A 16,419-nucleotide genomic window follows, 5' to 3' on the forward strand; every position below is an offset into this window, starting at 1 on the left:
ATATCATCTTCGTTACAAAAATCAGCACTAATTTGATTAACAAAAAAACAGGTATTACCCTGTTTTGAATTAATAATATCATTTAGTTATTTGTCAGTGACTTTTCCGCTTGAATCACGTGTTACTTTCATATCTGTCAAACCAATGTAACCCAACTTTGGCACAATCGTCTTTTGAACTGATTTTGTTGAGAAGTAATCCAAGAATGCCTTAGTGGCACCAGTTGCCTTACCCTTTGTATACATGTGTTCGTATGCCCAGATAGGCCATGAATTGTCTTCAACATTTGCTTTGCTAGGCTTAACGTTGTCCAATTTAAGTGCCTTGATACCATCAGCATCTAAGTAAGCAAATGCTAGATATGAAATAGCACCGGGTGTAGTTTTAACAATTTTTTGAACAGTACCATTTGAATCTTGTTCAGTTGCTTGCACGGCATTTTGACCATCTAAGATATTCTTTTCAAACACAGCACGTGTGCCTGATCCAGTTGCACGGTTAATCACAACGATCTTTTCATCTTTTCCACCGACGTCTTTCCAGTTCGTTATTTTGCCAGTGAAAATCTCACGCAATTGCGTCTTTGAAATATTGCTAATTTGAACATCACTATTGACAACAGGTGCAATACCAACAACAGCAACCTTATGATCAACTAACTTGCTTGCATCTACGCCTTCTTTTTCTTCAGCGAAAACATCTGAGTTACCAATTTGCGCTGATCCGTCTGATACTTGGCTAAGACCCGCACCTGAACCACCACCTTGAACTGTCACTGTAACATCTGGATTCTTATCTTGAAACGAGGAAGCAACTTGTTCTGCCAATGGCTGCAAAGCAGTTGATCCCAAAGATAGCACTTTACCACTAACTTTCGTCGATGACGTTGATGATGATTTGCTGTCACTCGACTTGTTATTAGCAGAGGTATATAACGCAATCCCTGCCGCAATGACAACGATTCCTCCAATAATACCTGCAACTTTTTTGTTCATGATGTACTTCTCCCTTTGGATTATGTAATGAAAACAAGGTCGTAGTAGAGGCTCTTGGGGGCCACTCCTTGTTTACAAGTTATATAATACGGTGCCATTGTTAGGAATAGTAACCTATTTTCGTCGTGTTTATGTAAATAATTGTAAAGACATATTTACAAAAAAACGGTCTAGGACCGTCAATTAATCATTGTATAGCCAAATCCACGAACTGTTTTCAATATTTCCGGGGACTTGGGATTTGTTTCTATTTTTTCACGTAGATTACTAATATGCATATCGACCATACGGCTTTCACCAGTATACTCATAGCCCCAAACTGCGGTCAAAATAGTTTCGCGATCGATCACGCGACCCAATCGCTGGGCGAAATACAATAATAAATCATATTCACGTGGTGTCAATGCAACACTCTGACCAGCCTTAGTAACAATCTTTTTGCCATCGTTAATATTCAAGTCTTGAATCGTAATCACAGTTTCTTCTGATTCAACGGTGGGTATTTGTGAACGGCGTAACACTGCTTTTAATCTGGCAATCACTTCTCGTGGGCTAAACGGCTTGGTAATATAATCATCAGCACCAAGTTCCAAACCAAACACTCGGTCAAATTCGTCCCCTTTGGCCGTCACTAAAATGACTGGTGTTGTGATTTTATCTTGACGAATTTGTTTTAAAACTGTCATGCCATCCACGTTAGGTAACATTAAATCTAGTAAAATTGCATCAAATTGTTCTGATTTCGCTAATTGATAAGCGGAACTACCATCCCCTGCCGTTGTCACCTCAAACCCATTTTGCTCCAAATTATATTGCAACAACGTTGAAATTGCTACTTCATCATCGACAACCAATATTTTAGTCATGTTAATCTCCATGGAATCTATTATCTGCATTGTAACAAAAAAAAGAAAAACGCCCTAGCGTTTTCCTAAAATGTTTACATAACTTATACAATTGGTTCATCTGTTAGATCATCATCAATGCCCAAATCCAAGTCTGCAGTTTGACTAACCGCACCATCCTTTTCTACAGGCACATCTGAGGTTGGCGCAACATCATCGCCATCACCATTGATGCCATACGCTTGGCGAACTTTAATATAAAGTTCCTGTCTTAAATCAGCGTGTTCAGGATCATCAAGGTAATCTTTAGCTTTTTCTCGCCCTTGACCAATTCGCTCACCTTCGTATGCATACCAAGCACCGGCCTTATCAATAATATCTTGATCAACTGCCAAATCCAAAATCTCACCGGTCTGTGAAATTCCTTTACCATACATTATGTCTACTTCTGCTACCTTAAACGGTGGGGCAACCTTATTTTTTACAACTTTAACCTTCGTTAAATTACCAGTTACATCAGTACCATCTTTAATTTGTGTCGAGCGACGAACTTCTAGGCGAACCGTTGAATAAAACTTAAGTGCACGACCACCAGGTGTTGTTTCTGGGTTACCAAACATGACACCGACTTTTTCTCTGATTTGATTAATGAAGATAGCGATAGTCCCTGTTCGATTTAGAGTCCCAGCAAGCTTTCTCAAAGCCTGACTCATTAAACGAGCCTGAAGACCGACATGTGCGTCGCCCATTTCACCCTCAATTTCAGCGCGAGGCACTAGCGCAGCAACTGAATCAATCACAATCATATCAACCGCTCCAGATTGTACCAAGGCATCGGCAATTTCTAGTCCTTGTTCACCTGTATCAGGCTGAGAAAGTAATAGTTCATCCTTTTTGACACCTAAAGCCTCTGCGTACTTAACATCTAAGGCATTTTCAGCATCAATATACGCTGCTGTCCCCCCTTGTTTTTGTACTTCAGCAACAGCATGTAGTGCAATGGTTGTTTTTCCAGAAGATTCTGGCCCGTAAACCTCAATAATACGCCCTTTAGGGTAGCCACCAACGCCCAAAGCAATGTCTAACTTAACAGATCCCGAGGGAATTGTTTCCACTTGGGTCAGCGCATTGTCTCCTAGAGTCATCACAGAGCCCTTACCAAAATTTTTTTCAATTTTTTTTAGCGCTTCATTAAGTGCAGCCTGTCGGCCATCCTTTTTAGCTTTATCATCTTTTTTTGTCGTCTTTTTTGTTACCATGCGGCGAACTCCTTTTATCTTACTTGATTAGTGTAACTGTTTCTAGAACCAAAAGCAAGTCTTTTTCGAACATTTGTTCGTTGTCTTTTGTTCATACTTTGTTATACGAAAAAAGCGCTTTCCGCGCTTTAAAAAGGTATTATAAACCGTCAGAAAAAACAACTCTGTTTTGCCAAAAATAGTCCAATCCTGAATAGATCGTAAATATGACTGCTATCCACAATAAGACATCTCCTATTGGAAAGCCAATCACGGCGAACGGTGCATTATGAATATACAAAAAGAAAATTGCAAACATTTGAGAAAAAGTTTTGATTTTACCGGGCATTTGTGCAGCTAATACTTGACCATTATTTTCAACGATCAGTGTTCTTAAGCCAGTAATAGCCAGTTCACGAATGACGATAACGGCAGTCATCCAAGCTGGCACAACCCCAAAACTAGTCAGAAAAATCAAAGCAGTCATCACTAATAATTTGTCCGCTAATGGATCTGCAAACTTACCAAAATTTGTTACTAAGTGTTGACTCCGTGCAATTTTACCATCTAGAAAATCAGTTATTGCAGCAATTGCAAAGACAATTGCCGCAATCAACCATGTGGTGGGCACTGCAGTACCCACCAACTTTACGTTTCCCCAATCTAATGGCAGTGTTAATAACAAGATAAAAATCGGAATTAAAATAATACGAAAAACGGTTAATTTATTAGGTAAATTCATGGGACATCCTTCTATTTATTTAGATTAAATAACACATTCCAAAAAGCAGTTGTCGCACCATCTACTGGTACAGATTCACCGTCCACAGTTAAGGTTGCATTGCTAACGTTGGTAAATTGCACGTTGAAAGAGTTCGTACCGGATGGGATTTCGACTGTTTTATCAGTACCAGCCGAAACCGTCTCATTCAACAATATGGCGTTATTCCCATCGCTAACCTTGACAGTTGTCCCTGTACTTTGTGCTTTAATCACAACAGTATGCTTTTTTGCGTTCTCATCAGATAAATTAAAAATCGTTGTTTGTAGACTGGCATTTGTTTCTGGAGAACCCAAATCCAACTTTTTTGCACTAGAGCTAGAGGCAGATGTTGAGGAACTTGATTTTTTAGATGAAGTGTTACTTGACGAAGATTTTGGTACAGCCGAAGACGAAACAGAAACATTCCCGCCATCACTGTTTTGTGACGTCCCAGTACCAACGTGAGTCAGAACAAACCAAATCACCGCAAGTGCAATAATAATCAGCAGACCTATCCATATTGTCGGCATAAAGTTGGACAATCTAGACCTAGCCGTCATTGTGTGATCAATTCCGGCGCGCATAATCCCATCATCATCTTGGTGCGCACGACTCAAATCACTACTACGTGAAATCGACACTGGTGGCTTTTCCCCTAAAACCTCGTCTGGATGTAAACCCACAGCTAAGGCATATTGACGAATAAAAGCGCGTACATAAAAATCTCCCGGCAAGACGCTGAGATTGTTTTCTTCAATCGCCACCAAATAGCGACGTTGAATCTTGGTAATATCCTGAATATCATCCAATGATAAATTTTTGGCTTGGCGAGCAGCTTTTAACTGCTCGCCAATTTGATTGGTTAATGTTTCACTCATAAATGTCCTAAAACCTATTTTTGCAACACAAATCGTTGCAGCACTGCATTCTGAAAAATTTTATCGGCTGTTACAAGAATGTCATCAAATGTTAAATCTTGTAACAACTCTATCTTATCAAAAAGATTAACCCCAGACAAGGCATCATCTCCTCGAAGTGCTATATTTTCAAGTGAATTCAGGCGTTGTATGCCTTCACCGATTGTTGCTCGTTTAAGTTGTTCAAAACTGTGGACCTGATTTTTTAGCGCACTTCGATATTGAATAGTTTGCGTTTGAATCGCCTTTTCTAAAGCCTGATAGGCTGTTGTTTCAGCGAAGATAGTGATGAACTGATACTCTCGTATTAAATCAAAAGATGTGTCAAATTCTGAATCAATAATACCTTCATTATACAACTTTTGATACCAGTCCGTTTGCTCACCAAAAAGTAAATCTAATAGTAAGTCTGCCGCTAAAGTACGCTTCGTAATATTTGTCCCGTTTAATGGTTTGCCATCAATGCGAATTCCAAATGCAACTTTGGGGCGTGAAATATTAAACTGACGTGTGGTAGATAGACTACTAAGTGGTTGAACATTTGGCACTAACCGCTTAATTTCTGAAGAGGTGGTTGAAAAAGATTGTTGTGTTTGACTAATTGTTTCTAAAATTTCGTGTGCATCAAAATGACCAATTACTTGCAGTGTGAGTTGGCTAGGTTGGTAAAAAGCGTGGTGCACATCATATAATAATTCTGGTGTAATCGTAGCAATAGATTGTTGTGTACCCGCGATATCGTGCGCCATTGGCGAGTCAGGATACATCATAGACAAGATGCCCATGTAAACAGCCCAATTTGGATCATCTTGGTACATTTGAATTTCTTGCCCAATAATGCCTTGCTCCTTTGCAACCGTTTTATCGCTAAAATAAGGTGTTTGGACAAATTGCAAAAGATGCTGGAGTGCGGGTACAACATGTTGCGTCGTAGAAAATAAATAACTGGTTTGATATGCATTTGTAAAGGCATTAGCATCCGCCCCTAATTGACCAAAACGCGTAAACGCATCCTCATTTTCTTTTTCAAAAAGTTTATGTTCTAAAAAATGAGCAGTGCCAGCAGGAATTTGCTTCGGTGAGTCATGTCCTATCTGATATTTTTCATCAAGTGAACCATAGTCGGTTGTCAAAACAGCAAATGTCTTGTGGTACTCCGGTTTTTGCACCATCACCACATTTAACCCATCCGGCATTGTTTCGATTAATACTTTTTCTTTTAATTGTTTGTAATACTTTTCTAGCATGCTATTCCTTAGGCAACAATATAAATCTGCTCTGTATCTGAAGTTTTTTTGCTACAAGTCGAATATCATTGGTAGTGACCGCCTGTACTTGGCTAATCCATTCAGACTCACTAGTCTCACTACCAGTCAGCAAACGTGAAAAAGCAATTTCTATTTGGCTATTAGGCGAATCCTGCTGACTGAGATAATCATTTATCAAACTTTTTTTAATTGAGGTTACTACCTTGTCCTCAAAGTCACCGTTTTGAATTGCCAGAATCTCTTCGTCAATCATTTTTTCTGCTTGCACCACTTTGTCAGCATCTAAGCCGGCCGCAATCAATAAGAAACCAGTATCATATTGCCATTTTGAATAAATGCTGTATGCCAACGACGCTTTTTCTCGTACATTCATAAACAACTTAGACAAAGGAGATCCGCCCAACAAAGCATTCATCACCATAGCCGCAAATCTTTGTTTATCCAACGGTGGTACATTCAAACGCATTGCTAATGTCAACATTGCTTGGTTAATGTCCCGCTGATATTGCTTCTTTTCAACAGTGGCTGGCCGTAGCGCCTGACGATAAAATGGCTGCAATACTGGTAGCCTTCGTGGAGAAATCGACCAGTCCTTGATTATTGATTCAACATCACTTTCATTGACATTACCCAAAACAACAATATTAACAAGATCACTTAAAATCATATTCCGGTAAGCAGTGTAGAGCGACTCAGATGTCAAATTTTTGACCAAATCAATGTCACCTGCTGATGATGATTGTAAATTTGGCACATCGTAAGTGATATTTCGTAATTGACTAATTGCATAGCGTGATTTATCGTCTTTAATGCTTTCTAATTCATTAATCAGGCTTTGTTGCTCTTTGGCAAAGACGTTTCGGTCAAATTTTTGACCATCTAGAAGCGGGTCAAAAATCATTTCTTGTAAAAAACTAAACGCATCGACTAACAAATCATTGCCGTCATCAACGTAATCAGGAGCTGGCAATTGCAGTGTCACGCGCACATGATGTGTTTGACCAAAGCGATACACATCAGTTTGATATTGTGCCCCGTATAAATCAATTGTTTTTTGCGCCACGTCTTGTTGTGTCGGATATTGCCGTGCACTAACTGCCATAAGATAAGATAAAAGCGATCTCGCACTAATATTAGAGGTTAATGCAGGTGCCACAAAATCAATGGCAATATGCAGTGTTTTAAATTGTGTGGTGGGTAAAACAACTAAATTTACCCCTGAATTAATTCTGTATTTTTTCATAATATTGGCGAGAATAATCGACTAAACTTTTGCTTGAATTTCATCCAGACAGACTGTTGATCAAAATAATCCGCTGTCAAAAGTGTTGATTCCTCAATATCCTTTATAAAGAGTTCCTCTAATTGTACCGCAAATTCGGGATCATAAATGAACGCATTAGCTTCAAAATTAAGTGAAAACGAGCGAATATCCATGTTAGCAGATCCCACTGTGGCCACCTCATTATCAATCATCACCACTTTACTGTGTAGAAAGCCACCGTCATAACGATAAACAGTCGCTCCTAAGTCAATTAATTCCTTTGCATAGTACTGAGTTGCACGATAAACTAACGGATGATCCGGCATGCTTGGAATCATCAAGCAAACCTCAACGCCTGACAAAATCGCAATTTCCAATGTTTCTAAAACTGGTGAATCAGGAATAAAATAAGGTGTTTGAATCATTATTTTTTTTCGTGCAGAAGCAAACATCCGCATAAAACCTTGTTTAATTTGCTTCATATCATTATCAGGTCCACTTGAAACAATTTGAATCATAGATTTACCCGGTAATGAAAAATTTTCAGGAAAATACGCTGTCGTTTGTGTCAATATTTCTTTGCCTTCAGCTGTGGCATTCCAATCCATCAAAAAACGACTTTGTAGTGACAATACCGCATCACCAGAAATTCTGGTATGTGTGTCACGCCAATTGCCAAATCTTTTGAATTTGCCTAAATATTGATCTCCAACATTGAAACCACCAATGTAACCAATTTTTCCGTCAATTATTGCAATCTTTCTGTGATTTCGGAAATTAAAACGCAAAGTCAGAACTTGAAAACGACGCATCAAAAAGGGTACGGCTACCCCACCAGCAGCCCGTAACCGTTTATACATGTCAACATGCTGCCCATGAGAACCAAACTGGTCAAAAATAACTCTCACTTCAACACCTTCACTGGCTTTTTTGGTTAACAAATCAATTAACTGATTACCAATGGTGTCATCATAAATCGTAAAATATTCTAAATGAATATGTTCCTTTGCCATACGTATATCGTCAAATAAAGCTTCAAACTTACTTTCACCATTAGTGAATGTCGTAATCTTGTTACCACGTGTTAATACAGATTTGTCAGAAGTCAAAAATAAACCCAATAGCTCGCTAGCGCTTTCAGGAATAGGCAATAATGTTTCAATATCAGCCAATTGATGACGTTGGTTAATCGCAATTTGTTCAAGACCACGTTGCTCTTGTGTTCTCAAACGAAAAATTTTTTTACTGGAGATACGACTGCCCGCTAGGAAAAAAATAGCAAATCCAATTACTGGTAGAAAAAGCAATACTAACATCCATGCCCAAATTGTCGCAATATCTCGCTTCTGGCGAAAAACTGTAATAAAAGCTACTATCGTATTGACAACTAAGGTAAAAATTATCATAATCCAAAATGAATCTCTAAGCATATCTCCCCCGTTAAACTGATTTAGGCATAATCATATTTTAACACAAAAAAAGGCGCCAATTCGGCGCTTTCATGATTTTAACTACTTTCCAAACCACTTTGTACTCAACTTCTGTAAACGACCATCTTTTTCAAAAATCGCTAATTCTTTGTCAACAGCCTTTCGAAGCGCCTTGTCTGATTTACGGAATCCAACACCTGTATGATCAGTTGGAAAATCCCCAACGGTCACTGTATAATCACTTGGATTAGCCTGATGTGCGACATAGTAACGGGCATAATCTTCGTCAATCAATAGACCATCAATCCGTCCAGCGTTCAAATCATTGAATGCTTTATCAAAGGTATCGTATCCTACAACAGAATTATTCTTGACATATTGTTTTAAGACCTTTGGATATTTATTAAATCCCTCATCACCACTTGAAGCAGTTTGATCGCCTAAAACCTTATCTTTCATATCAGCAAAACTGTTAATATTATTTTTTTTCAACGTTACCAAAACCTGTGTGGCCTTGTGATATGGGGTGGAAAATGCGACTTGCTTTTTTCTGGCTGCCGTAATAGTGTAACCGTTCCAGATTGCGTCAATGTTGCCAGTATTCAATTCTGTTTCTTTCATTGACCAATCGATTGGTTGCCATTTAACTTTTATGCCCATGCTCTTGAAAATTGCGTTAGCAAGATCAACATCAAACCCGACAAGTTTACCATTTTTATCACGAAAACCCATCGGTACAAATGTATCATCTAATCCGATCGTAATCTGTTTAGCTTTTTTAATTCTCGACCACTCATCAGTCTGCACAGTCGTTTGATTACTGCTCGTGTTTGTTTGTGATGGTCGCGATAGCGCGAGACCCGCCCACACAACGACAGCCACAAAAAGTAATCCAACAAAACTGTTGACAATAATTTTCTTTTTCAGACTCGGCATTAGCGTGCCACCTCCTTAGCAAAATCAAAGATACGATCAGAGACAATCTCTGCAAAAAATTGATCATGAGTAATGATCACTTGCGTTACACCACGAGACTTTAATGTTTTCACAACTTCTGCTACTTGTTTCGTAGATGATTCATCAAGACCACTAGTGGGCTCATCGTAGGCTAATATTTTAGGATTCATTGCTAATGCCCGCGCAATTGCAACACGTTGCTTTTGACCACCTGAAAGTTGATATGGATATAAATCCGCTTTGTCCACCATACCCAGTGACTCCAGAAGTGATAAGGCTTGTTCTTTAGCCTTTTCAGCTGGCACTTTATTGACATTAACAGGTGCCAAAGTAATGTTATCCATTACTGTAAAATTAGGAAACAGATTAAAATCTTGAAAAATGAGCCCAATATTAGCGTCTGATCGCTCACCATCTATACTAATTGCTTCATTGTTGATTGTAATTTCACCACCATTGGCAGGCTCTAATCCTGCCATTATTTTAATCAAAGTTGTCTTTCCAATACCAGATGGCCCGACAATACTGAGAACTTCACCCTCTTGCACTGTCAGATTTAGGTTTTTGAAGATGACATTTTGGTCATACATTTTGGTCAAATTTTTAATGGTTAACATCGGCTTACCTCCAAGTATTTAGTACTTTTTCACTACGACGTAATAGCAGCGTCACGATTGCAGTCATTAATAAATAAATCAAACCAACTAACAAGTATGGCATCAATGTCACATCACGACTTGCAGCAATATTTCCGGCCCGAAGCATATCACCTAGACCAATAACATAAACAAGTGACGTATCTTTAACTAAATTAATCACTTCATTACCAAATGACGGAACTACAATTTTAATCACTTGCGGCAAAATGATTTTGAAAAATGTCTGAAACTTGTTGAATCCTAATACTTTGGCAGCATCATATTGTCCAACGGGTATCGCCTGTAACCCACCACGGAATATTTCCGCCAAATAAGCTGCATAATTAATAATAAATGCAATTATTGCTGCCTCAAAACGAGGAAATGTTACCCCAATCATGCCTAGACCATAATAGATAAAAATCAACTGAAGCAATAATGGTGTTCCACGCATAATCCAAATATAACCATTAATTAACCATCTGATAGTGAAATATTGTGATTTCAATCCCAAAGAAACAATGATCCCCAATGGTACTGATCCAACAATAGTTAGAAAGAAAATCCCCAATGTCATTTTCAAACCTGATAACAAACTCGGTAATATTGTCGCTAAATAACTCATGTCCTGTACTCCTTTTAAGAAATTAATTATAATTTTGATATATCATAAAACGAAAAACGTCCTCTTACAACGATTTTATCATTGCAAGAGGACGCTAAAGCGTGGTGCCACCCCAAGTTTAAGTTTTGTTCACACAAAACTTCTCAATCAGTCAATCTACTACTAAACAAAAACGCCTTCTAAATACAATTAGTATTTAGAGGGCGTTTAACGCGGTACCACCTCTTGATTATGTTGCCATCACTGTCAACACCTCAATCAGTCAAAGACTGTATGCAATAACGGGCATCACCGGCATGACCTACTCAATTCAATCATTCACTCGCGAATGTGGTTCATCAATCATAGTTGCTTGCTCACACCAACCGCAAACTCTCTTAATACTATGAAAAATTACTCTTTCGCTCAACGTTTTATTATATGTTTCTAATTATACTAGGATTATCTAATTTGTCAACGCAAAAATTGAAAAAAAGACCATATCGGATAATAAACCACAGCTGCTAACCCAACATTTAGACAGACTGTTGGTAGCACTTCATACATCAAGAACGTCAACAAGCTAATATTAGCTAGTCCAATGATAAAACCGGCAAAATAGGTGATGAATAAATACACCACTAATCCAGCTAAATAGAGAAATAATCCACTTAATAATCTTTCATCTAAAATACGATGAAGCTGCTTCATGACTCCGACTGCGGCCAAGAATGCGCACGTATAAGTACCAAAAATGCCAGTATAGTACATATCAAACAAAATACCCACAAGCGCAACATAAAACCATAGTGGCAAGTCATTGTCAACATCAAACTGTACACCCAGAAACGCCCATCCTAGTGTGAGGGTAGGTAAAACATGCCATGGAAAATGTGTTAATATGCCACCTAATCCTGACATCAATGTCCCATCAATAAATAATGTCAATATCAACAATATCGGATAAATGACACGTAATCTTGTTAGTTGCCAAAAAGCCATTAGTTTGCTCCAATCTGAGAAACTGCAACCATCACCGTCGTGATGTTGCCCAAATCAGCAGCTGGTTCAATATAGATTTTCTTTGACAAACCATAATCATCAGTGCTGACTTTAGCAACTTTTCCAACGTATAAACCAGCAGGAATAACACCACCGAGTCCCGATGTTTCGACTAAGTCACCTTTTTTGATTTTATTATCAGAAGTCACCTGTCCCATGATCAACTGATTTTTTTCACGATTAAAGCTTGTTACAATGCCATTAACATCCCCATTGTCACCTTTTATAGTGATAGCAAATCGATTAGCATCAGAACTTGTATCAGAAATTAAAGCGACTTTTGAGTTAGTGGTATTAACTTCACTAATACGTCCAATAATACCAGCGCCAGCAAGAACCGGCATACCCTTTTTTAAGCCAGCGTTCGAACCCTGATTAATAACAAGCTGTGATTGCCAGGTAGTTGGCGAGCGGCTAATTGTTACAGCTGATATTGTTTTATAATCTGTTAACGTTGCTTTCAATTTTAACTGTTCTTTAAGAGACTTATTTTCTTCTTCTACAGTTTGAAGCCTAACTTTGTCTTGCGCAAAAGCATCAATTTTTGCTTTTAAGGCTTTATTTTCTTCAAAAGTATCAAGCAAGTTTCCAATGCTGTTGGCTGTCCGACCGATTGCCGTTGTAGGAACAGCAATAACGCGACTGACGCCCCCAGCCAAATCATTCCCAAACCTCTGCAAAAAAGGGGGCGTATTTGTGCGTTTAGCCCACCAATTTGATCCTGCTATTAAACTAACGATCACAATAATGCTAACAATCAATGTGACTACAGTACGTGATGAAAATATTTTTTTCATGTTTTTCCCCAAAACGTGAAGTAGCAGCGTATGCCACTAACCGCAAAATAACTTAAAAATATAAAAGCGTAGCGCAAGCGCCACGCTCTAAAACACAAAATTAAGATTAACTTTGTCGCATGACATCAATTGACTTTAATGCCTCTCCAGTACCAATCGCCACAGCATCTAGTGGTTCGTTAGCAATCAGAACAGGTACTTTAGTCGCTTCCTGAATAATTTTATCCATGTCGCGCAACAATGCCCCGCCACCAGTTAGAACCATTCCGTGATCAATCACATCAGCTGCCAACTCAGGCTGTGTTGATTCCAAAGTCTCACGAATAGCTGCAACAATTTCTTGCACTGGCTCTTGAATAGCAGCAGCAACATCTTCCGCTGTAACATCAATTGTTTTTGGTAATCCTGTCAGCAAATCGCGACCACGTACGGTTGCATTGGGTAAAGTACGCGCCAAATCTAGTGACGCAGCACCAATTTCAATTTTCAAGCGTTCGGCAGTTGGTTCACCAATCGTAACGTTGTACTTATTACGTACAAAATTGGCAATTGCTTCATCTAACTTGTCACCAGCAATACGAATTGAGCGACTCGATACAATACCGCCTAGAGAAATTGTCGCAACATCCGTTGTACCACCACCCATGTCAACAACCATTGAACCAGTAGGATCCATAACGGGCAACCCTGCTCCAACGGCAGCGGCAAAAGGTTCTTCAATAACGTAGGCATCGCGTGCACCTGCAACGCGAGCAGCGTCAATTACAGCACGCCGTTCAACTGCTGTCACGCCAGAAGGTACACCAATGGTAACATATGGCTTACCTATACGACCCCCAAGGGCTTTTTGCAAATAATAACGAATCATTGCAACTGTTGTATCATAGTCAGCAATAACACCATCTCGCATTGGTCTAATAGCCGCAATACTAGCTGGTGTGCGACCCAACATATCTTTTGCCTCTGAACCGACTGCAACTACTTCGTTTGTTTGAGTGTTACGCGCGACAACTGAAGGCTCACGCAAAACAATGCCACGACCTTCAATATATACATAAGTGTTTGCGGTACCTAAATCAATACCGACATTGCGTTGTCCAAATGAAAATGCCACGTCACTGCCCCTTTAATTGCCATTTAAAATACTATTATTTTTTACTTAACTTATAACATTGTAGCATAAAAAACTTGCTTTTCGTATACTAATTTGCACGGACATACGTCACCTGACCGTGGGCGTGTGCAACACCTCGAATCGCATTTTGGTACGCAAATAACGCCCACGCCTTTTGGAATGCTGGAAAGTTCTCGGGGTTGATTTTAATTTCATCTATCTTGCCATCACGCAAGTCATTCAATGCTATTGTGTAATCCATGTTTCACCTCAACTACAATTGTAACACGTTTTATTTTTAGCACTCATTATTACAGAGTGCTAATTCAATGAACTTTTTTGCTTGCTTTATGTTATAATAGTCTTATAACCTATGAAAGGAGAGTATGGCTTTCAATATCGTACAAGCCATACATATAGTAAATATGGCACAACAAGATCCCTTTGGTTTTAATAACTTAGACGACATGTTCCGCGCTATGAACGAGCAAATGGCACAGGTTCAAGGTCAACAAAATACACAATCAAAAAAGAATAAAAATAGCAAACATCAATTGCTGGATGAATACGGCATTAACCTAACTCAACAAGCTCGTGACGGTAAGCTCGACCCCGTTATTGGACGTGGCAATGAAGTATCACGAACAATTGAAATTTTAAATCGACGTACAAAAAACAATCCCGTACTTATTGGTGAGCCTGGAGTTGGTAAAACAGCAGTTGTTGAAGGCTTGGCCTTAGCTATTGTGGCAGGAAAAGTACCCGATAAGCTTCAACAAAAAGAAGTTATTCGTCTCGACATGTCAGCTTTGGTTCAAGGAACGAGCATGCGTGGGCAATTTGAAGCAAGAATGCGACAATTGATGAAAGAAGTGACTGACAATGATGATGTCATTTTATTTATCGATGAAATTCATGAAATTATGGGCGCTGGTAACGCAGAGGGCGGAATGGATGCTGGCAATATTTTAAAGCCAGCTCTGGCTCGTGGTGAATTTCAATTAATTGGTGCCACCACCTTAAATGAGTATCGTAAAATTGAAAAAGATGGCGCAATCGCTCGCCGTTTTCAACCAGTCCAAGTTGAAGAACCATCTAAAGAAGAAACACTCACAATTTTGCAAGGAATTCGCCAACGATATCAAGATTATCATCATGTCATTTACACAGATGATGCCTTAAAGGCTGCCGTTGATTTATCCGATCGTTACATTCCAGAACGTTTTTTACCCGACAAGGCCATTGACTTGATTGATGAAGCTGGTTCACGTAAAAACTTAACTATGAATGTTGCTGATCCACAAACGATTCAAGGTAAAATCGACGCCGCCGATCGTCTCAAGCAAGAAGCAATTGACAAGGAAGATTTTGAAAAAGCTAGTTATTGGCGTGATCAAGTGAATCAACTCGAGTCACAAAAAGCACAAGTTGAGGCACATCCCGAAATGTCGAAACCACAAAACATTAATGAAAAAGACATTTTAGATATCGTTGAAGAAAAAACAGATATTCCGGTTGGCGAATTGAAAGAAAATGAAGCCAATCAACTACAAGATCTGGATAAAAATTTGTCCAAACACGTTATTGGTCAAGAAAATGCTGTTGAAACTGTCGCTAAAGCAGTGCGCCGAAACAGGATTGGTTTGACAAAATCGGGTCGCCCTATTGGCTCATTTTTATTTGTCGGTCCAACCGGCGTCGGTAAAACCGAAACTGCAAAGCAGCTTGCCAAAGAAATGTTTGGCAGTGAAGATGCAATGATTCGTTTTGATATGTCAGAATACATGGAAAAACACACTGCCTCAAAAATGATTGGTGCGCCTGCGGGGTACGTTGGTTATGAAGAAGCCGGTCAACTTACTGAGCAGGTTCGCCGTCACCCATATTCTCTGGTGCTATTTGACGAAGTTGAAAAAGCACATCCCGATATTATGAATATGTTCTTACAAATTCTAGACGATGGTCGCTTGACAGACGCCCAAGGTCACGTGGTTAGCTTTAAGGACACAATTGTTATTATGACATCTAATGCCGGTTCAACAGATACTGGTAATTCACCTGTTGGCTTTGCACAAGCGGACACTCAAAATCGACTGATGCAGCGTCTAGCAAATTATTTTAGACCTGAATTTTTGAATCGTTTTGATGATATCGTTGAATTTCAACCCCTATCACAGGATGACTTGCTTAAGATTGTTGATTTATTGTTGCACAATATGAACGATAATTTATCAGAAAACGGTCTACACATTGAAGTGAGTGATTCTGCAAAAAAGCAGTTAGTATCTTTAGGATATGATCCTTCAATGGGTGCTCGTCCGTTGCGGCGAGTGTTACAAGACAAAATTGCCGATGGCATTGCTGATTATTATCTGGCTCATCCAAATGTCCATCAATTGTATGCCGATTGGCAAGACCAAGACTTTACCATTAACGAAGTTCAAAACGAGCCAGCCCGAATTGAAAAGTAAATTGAAGACCTGCGGGTCTTTTTTTGTTTGTGATATAATGGTGACATATTCAAAGG

At 39.1% G+C, this 16,419-nt stretch carries 16 protein-coding genes and 1 other annotated feature; of the genes, 1 reads left to right on the plus strand and 15 read right to left on the minus strand.

Annotation, left to right across the window (positions count from 1 at the left end; all coding sequences use genetic code 11):
- Positions 1–86: 86 nt before the first annotated feature.
- The 15 genes from IEU65_RS01435 to ykzS form a co-directional block, all read right to left on the minus strand.
- Positions 87–995 (minus strand): phosphate ABC transporter substrate-binding protein, encoded by a 909-nt coding sequence (locus IEU65_RS01435; RefSeq protein ID WP_010281324.1) that lies wholly within the window; start codon positions 993–995, stop codon positions 87–89.
- Positions 996–1,174: 179 nt separating this feature from the next.
- Positions 1,175–1,861 (minus strand): response regulator transcription factor, encoded by a 687-nt coding sequence (locus tag IEU65_RS01440; protein WP_010281321.1) that lies wholly within the window; start codon positions 1,859–1,861, stop codon positions 1,175–1,177.
- An 83-nt stretch (positions 1,862–1,944) separates the two neighbouring features.
- Positions 1,945–3,099 (minus strand): recombinase RecA, encoded by a 1,155-nt coding sequence (recA, locus tag IEU65_RS01445; protein ID WP_010281319.1) that lies wholly within the window; start codon positions 3,097–3,099, stop codon positions 1,945–1,947.
- Between the two features lie 139 nt (positions 3,100–3,238).
- On the minus strand, positions 3,239–3,820 hold the full coding sequence (gene pgsA / locus IEU65_RS01450; protein WP_010281316.1) for a CDP-diacylglycerol--glycerol-3-phosphate 3-phosphatidyltransferase: 582 nt from the start codon (positions 3,818–3,820) through the stop codon (positions 3,239–3,241).
- Positions 3,821–3,831: 11 nt separating this feature from the next.
- On the minus strand, positions 3,832–4,719 hold the full coding sequence (locus IEU65_RS01455) for a helix-turn-helix domain-containing protein (RefSeq protein WP_010281313.1): 888 nt from the start codon (positions 4,717–4,719) through the stop codon (positions 3,832–3,834).
- A 14-nt stretch (positions 4,720–4,733) separates the two neighbouring features.
- Positions 4,734–6,005, minus strand: coding sequence for an EF-P 5-aminopentanol modification-associated protein YfmH (gene yfmH / locus IEU65_RS01460; RefSeq protein WP_010281310.1), 1,272 nt, complete (start codon positions 6,003–6,005; stop codon positions 4,734–4,736).
- 1 nt (position 6,006) lies between these two features.
- Positions 6,007–7,269: an EF-P 5-aminopentanol modification-associated protein YfmF gene (gene yfmF / locus IEU65_RS01465; protein WP_010281307.1), complete on the minus strand. Its 1,263-nt coding sequence runs from the start codon at positions 7,267–7,269 to the stop codon at positions 6,007–6,009.
- Positions 7,266–8,720 carry a cardiolipin synthase gene (gene cls / locus IEU65_RS01470; protein WP_139967137.1) on the minus strand — a complete coding sequence of 485 codons (1,455 nt, stop codon included), beginning with the start codon at positions 8,718–8,720 and terminating at the stop codon, positions 7,266–7,268. The genes yfmF and cls overlap by 4 nt, the downstream gene beginning before the upstream one ends.
- An 81-nt stretch (positions 8,721–8,801) precedes the next feature.
- Positions 8,802–9,656: an amino acid ABC transporter substrate-binding protein gene (locus tag IEU65_RS01475; protein ID WP_010281303.1), complete on the minus strand. Its 855-nt coding sequence runs from the start codon at positions 9,654–9,656 to the stop codon at positions 8,802–8,804.
- Positions 9,656–10,294 (minus strand): amino acid ABC transporter ATP-binding protein, encoded by a 639-nt coding sequence (locus IEU65_RS01480; protein ID WP_010281299.1) that lies wholly within the window; start codon positions 10,292–10,294, stop codon positions 9,656–9,658. The genes IEU65_RS01475 and IEU65_RS01480 overlap by 1 nt, the downstream gene beginning before the upstream one ends.
- A gap of 4 nt (positions 10,295–10,298) precedes the next feature.
- Entirely contained in the window at positions 10,299–10,940 is a 642-nt protein-coding gene (locus IEU65_RS01485) for an amino acid ABC transporter permease (RefSeq protein WP_010281297.1), read from the minus strand.
- Positions 10,941–11,136: 196 nt separating this feature from the next.
- Positions 11,137–11,358, minus strand: a binding site (T-box leader).
- Between the two features lie 35 nt (positions 11,359–11,393).
- Positions 11,394–11,921 (minus strand): rod shape-determining protein MreD, encoded by a 528-nt coding sequence (locus IEU65_RS01490; protein ID WP_010281295.1) that lies wholly within the window; start codon positions 11,919–11,921, stop codon positions 11,394–11,396.
- Positions 11,921–12,778 (minus strand): rod shape-determining protein MreC, encoded by an 858-nt coding sequence (gene mreC / locus IEU65_RS01495; RefSeq protein WP_010281291.1) that lies wholly within the window; start codon positions 12,776–12,778, stop codon positions 11,921–11,923. Before mreC ends, IEU65_RS01490 begins: the two co-directional genes overlap by 1 nt.
- Before the next feature lie 106 nt (positions 12,779–12,884).
- Positions 12,885–13,892, minus strand: coding sequence for a rod shape-determining protein (locus IEU65_RS01500; protein ID WP_004914314.1), 1,008 nt, complete (start codon positions 13,890–13,892; stop codon positions 12,885–12,887).
- 88 nt (positions 13,893–13,980) lie between these two features.
- Entirely contained in the window at positions 13,981–14,154 is a 174-nt protein-coding gene (gene ykzS, locus IEU65_RS01505) for a protein YkzS (protein WP_010281286.1), read from the minus strand.
- Between the two features lie 163 nt (positions 14,155–14,317).
- Here ykzS and IEU65_RS01510 point away from each other — a divergent pair, with 163 nt between their 5' ends.
- Positions 14,318–16,363: an ATP-dependent Clp protease ATP-binding subunit gene (locus IEU65_RS01510; protein WP_031941071.1), complete on the plus strand. Its 2,046-nt coding sequence runs from the start codon at positions 14,318–14,320 to the stop codon at positions 16,361–16,363.
- Positions 16,364–16,419: the final 56 nt, after the last annotated feature.

Origin of the sequence: Leuconostoc pseudomesenteroides KCTC 3652 (assembly GCF_014634745.1) — a bacterium.
Classification (GTDB): domain Bacteria; phylum Bacillota; class Bacilli; order Lactobacillales; family Lactobacillaceae; genus Leuconostoc; species Leuconostoc pseudomesenteroides.

What these genes read in the sequence shown, in the direction of transcription:
- IEU65_RS01510 (WP_031941071.1), top strand. Translation starts at nt 14,318, where the DNA reads ATGGCACAACAAGATCCCTTTGGTTTTAATAACTTAGACGACATGTTC.
- IEU65_RS01455 (WP_010281313.1), bottom strand. Translation starts at nt 4,719, where the DNA reads ATGAGTGAAACATTAACCAATCAAATTGGCGAGCAGTTAAAAGCTGCT.
- IEU65_RS01435 (WP_010281324.1), bottom strand. Translation starts at nt 995, where the DNA reads ATGAACAAAAAAGTTGCAGGTATTATTGGAGGAATCGTTGTCATTGCG.
- IEU65_RS01490 (WP_010281295.1), bottom strand. Translation starts at nt 11,921, where the DNA reads ATGGCTTTTTGGCAACTAACAAGATTACGTGTCATTTATCCGATATTG.
- yfmF (WP_010281307.1), bottom strand. Translation starts at nt 7,269, where the DNA reads ATGAAAAAATACAGAATTAATTCAGGGGTAAATTTAGTTGTTTTACCC.
- mreC (WP_010281291.1), bottom strand. Translation starts at nt 12,778, where the DNA reads ATGAAAAAAATATTTTCATCACGTACTGTAGTCACATTGATTGTTAGC.
- IEU65_RS01480 (WP_010281299.1), bottom strand. Translation starts at nt 10,294, where the DNA reads ATGTTAACCATTAAAAATTTGACCAAAATGTATGACCAAAATGTCATC.
- ykzS (WP_010281286.1), bottom strand. Translation starts at nt 14,154, where the DNA reads ATGGATTACACAATAGCATTGAATGACTTGCGTGATGGCAAGATAGAT.
- IEU65_RS01485 (WP_010281297.1), bottom strand. Translation starts at nt 10,940, where the DNA reads ATGAGTTATTTAGCGACAATATTACCGAGTTTGTTATCAGGTTTGAAA.
- cls (WP_139967137.1), bottom strand. Translation starts at nt 8,720, where the DNA reads ATGCTTAGAGATTCATTTTGGATTATGATAATTTTTACCTTAGTTGTC.
- IEU65_RS01440 (WP_010281321.1), bottom strand. Translation starts at nt 1,861, where the DNA reads ATGACTAAAATATTGGTTGTCGATGATGAAGTAGCAATTTCAACGTTG.
- yfmH (WP_010281310.1), bottom strand. Translation starts at nt 6,005, where the DNA reads ATGCTAGAAAAGTATTACAAACAATTAAAAGAAAAAGTATTAATCGAA.
- pgsA (WP_010281316.1), bottom strand. Translation starts at nt 3,820, where the DNA reads ATGAATTTACCTAATAAATTAACCGTTTTTCGTATTATTTTAATTCCG.
- recA (WP_010281319.1), bottom strand. Translation starts at nt 3,099, where the DNA reads ATGGTAACAAAAAAGACGACAAAAAAAGATGATAAAGCTAAAAAGGAT.
- IEU65_RS01475 (WP_010281303.1), bottom strand. Translation starts at nt 9,656, where the DNA reads ATGCCGAGTCTGAAAAAGAAAATTATTGTCAACAGTTTTGTTGGATTA.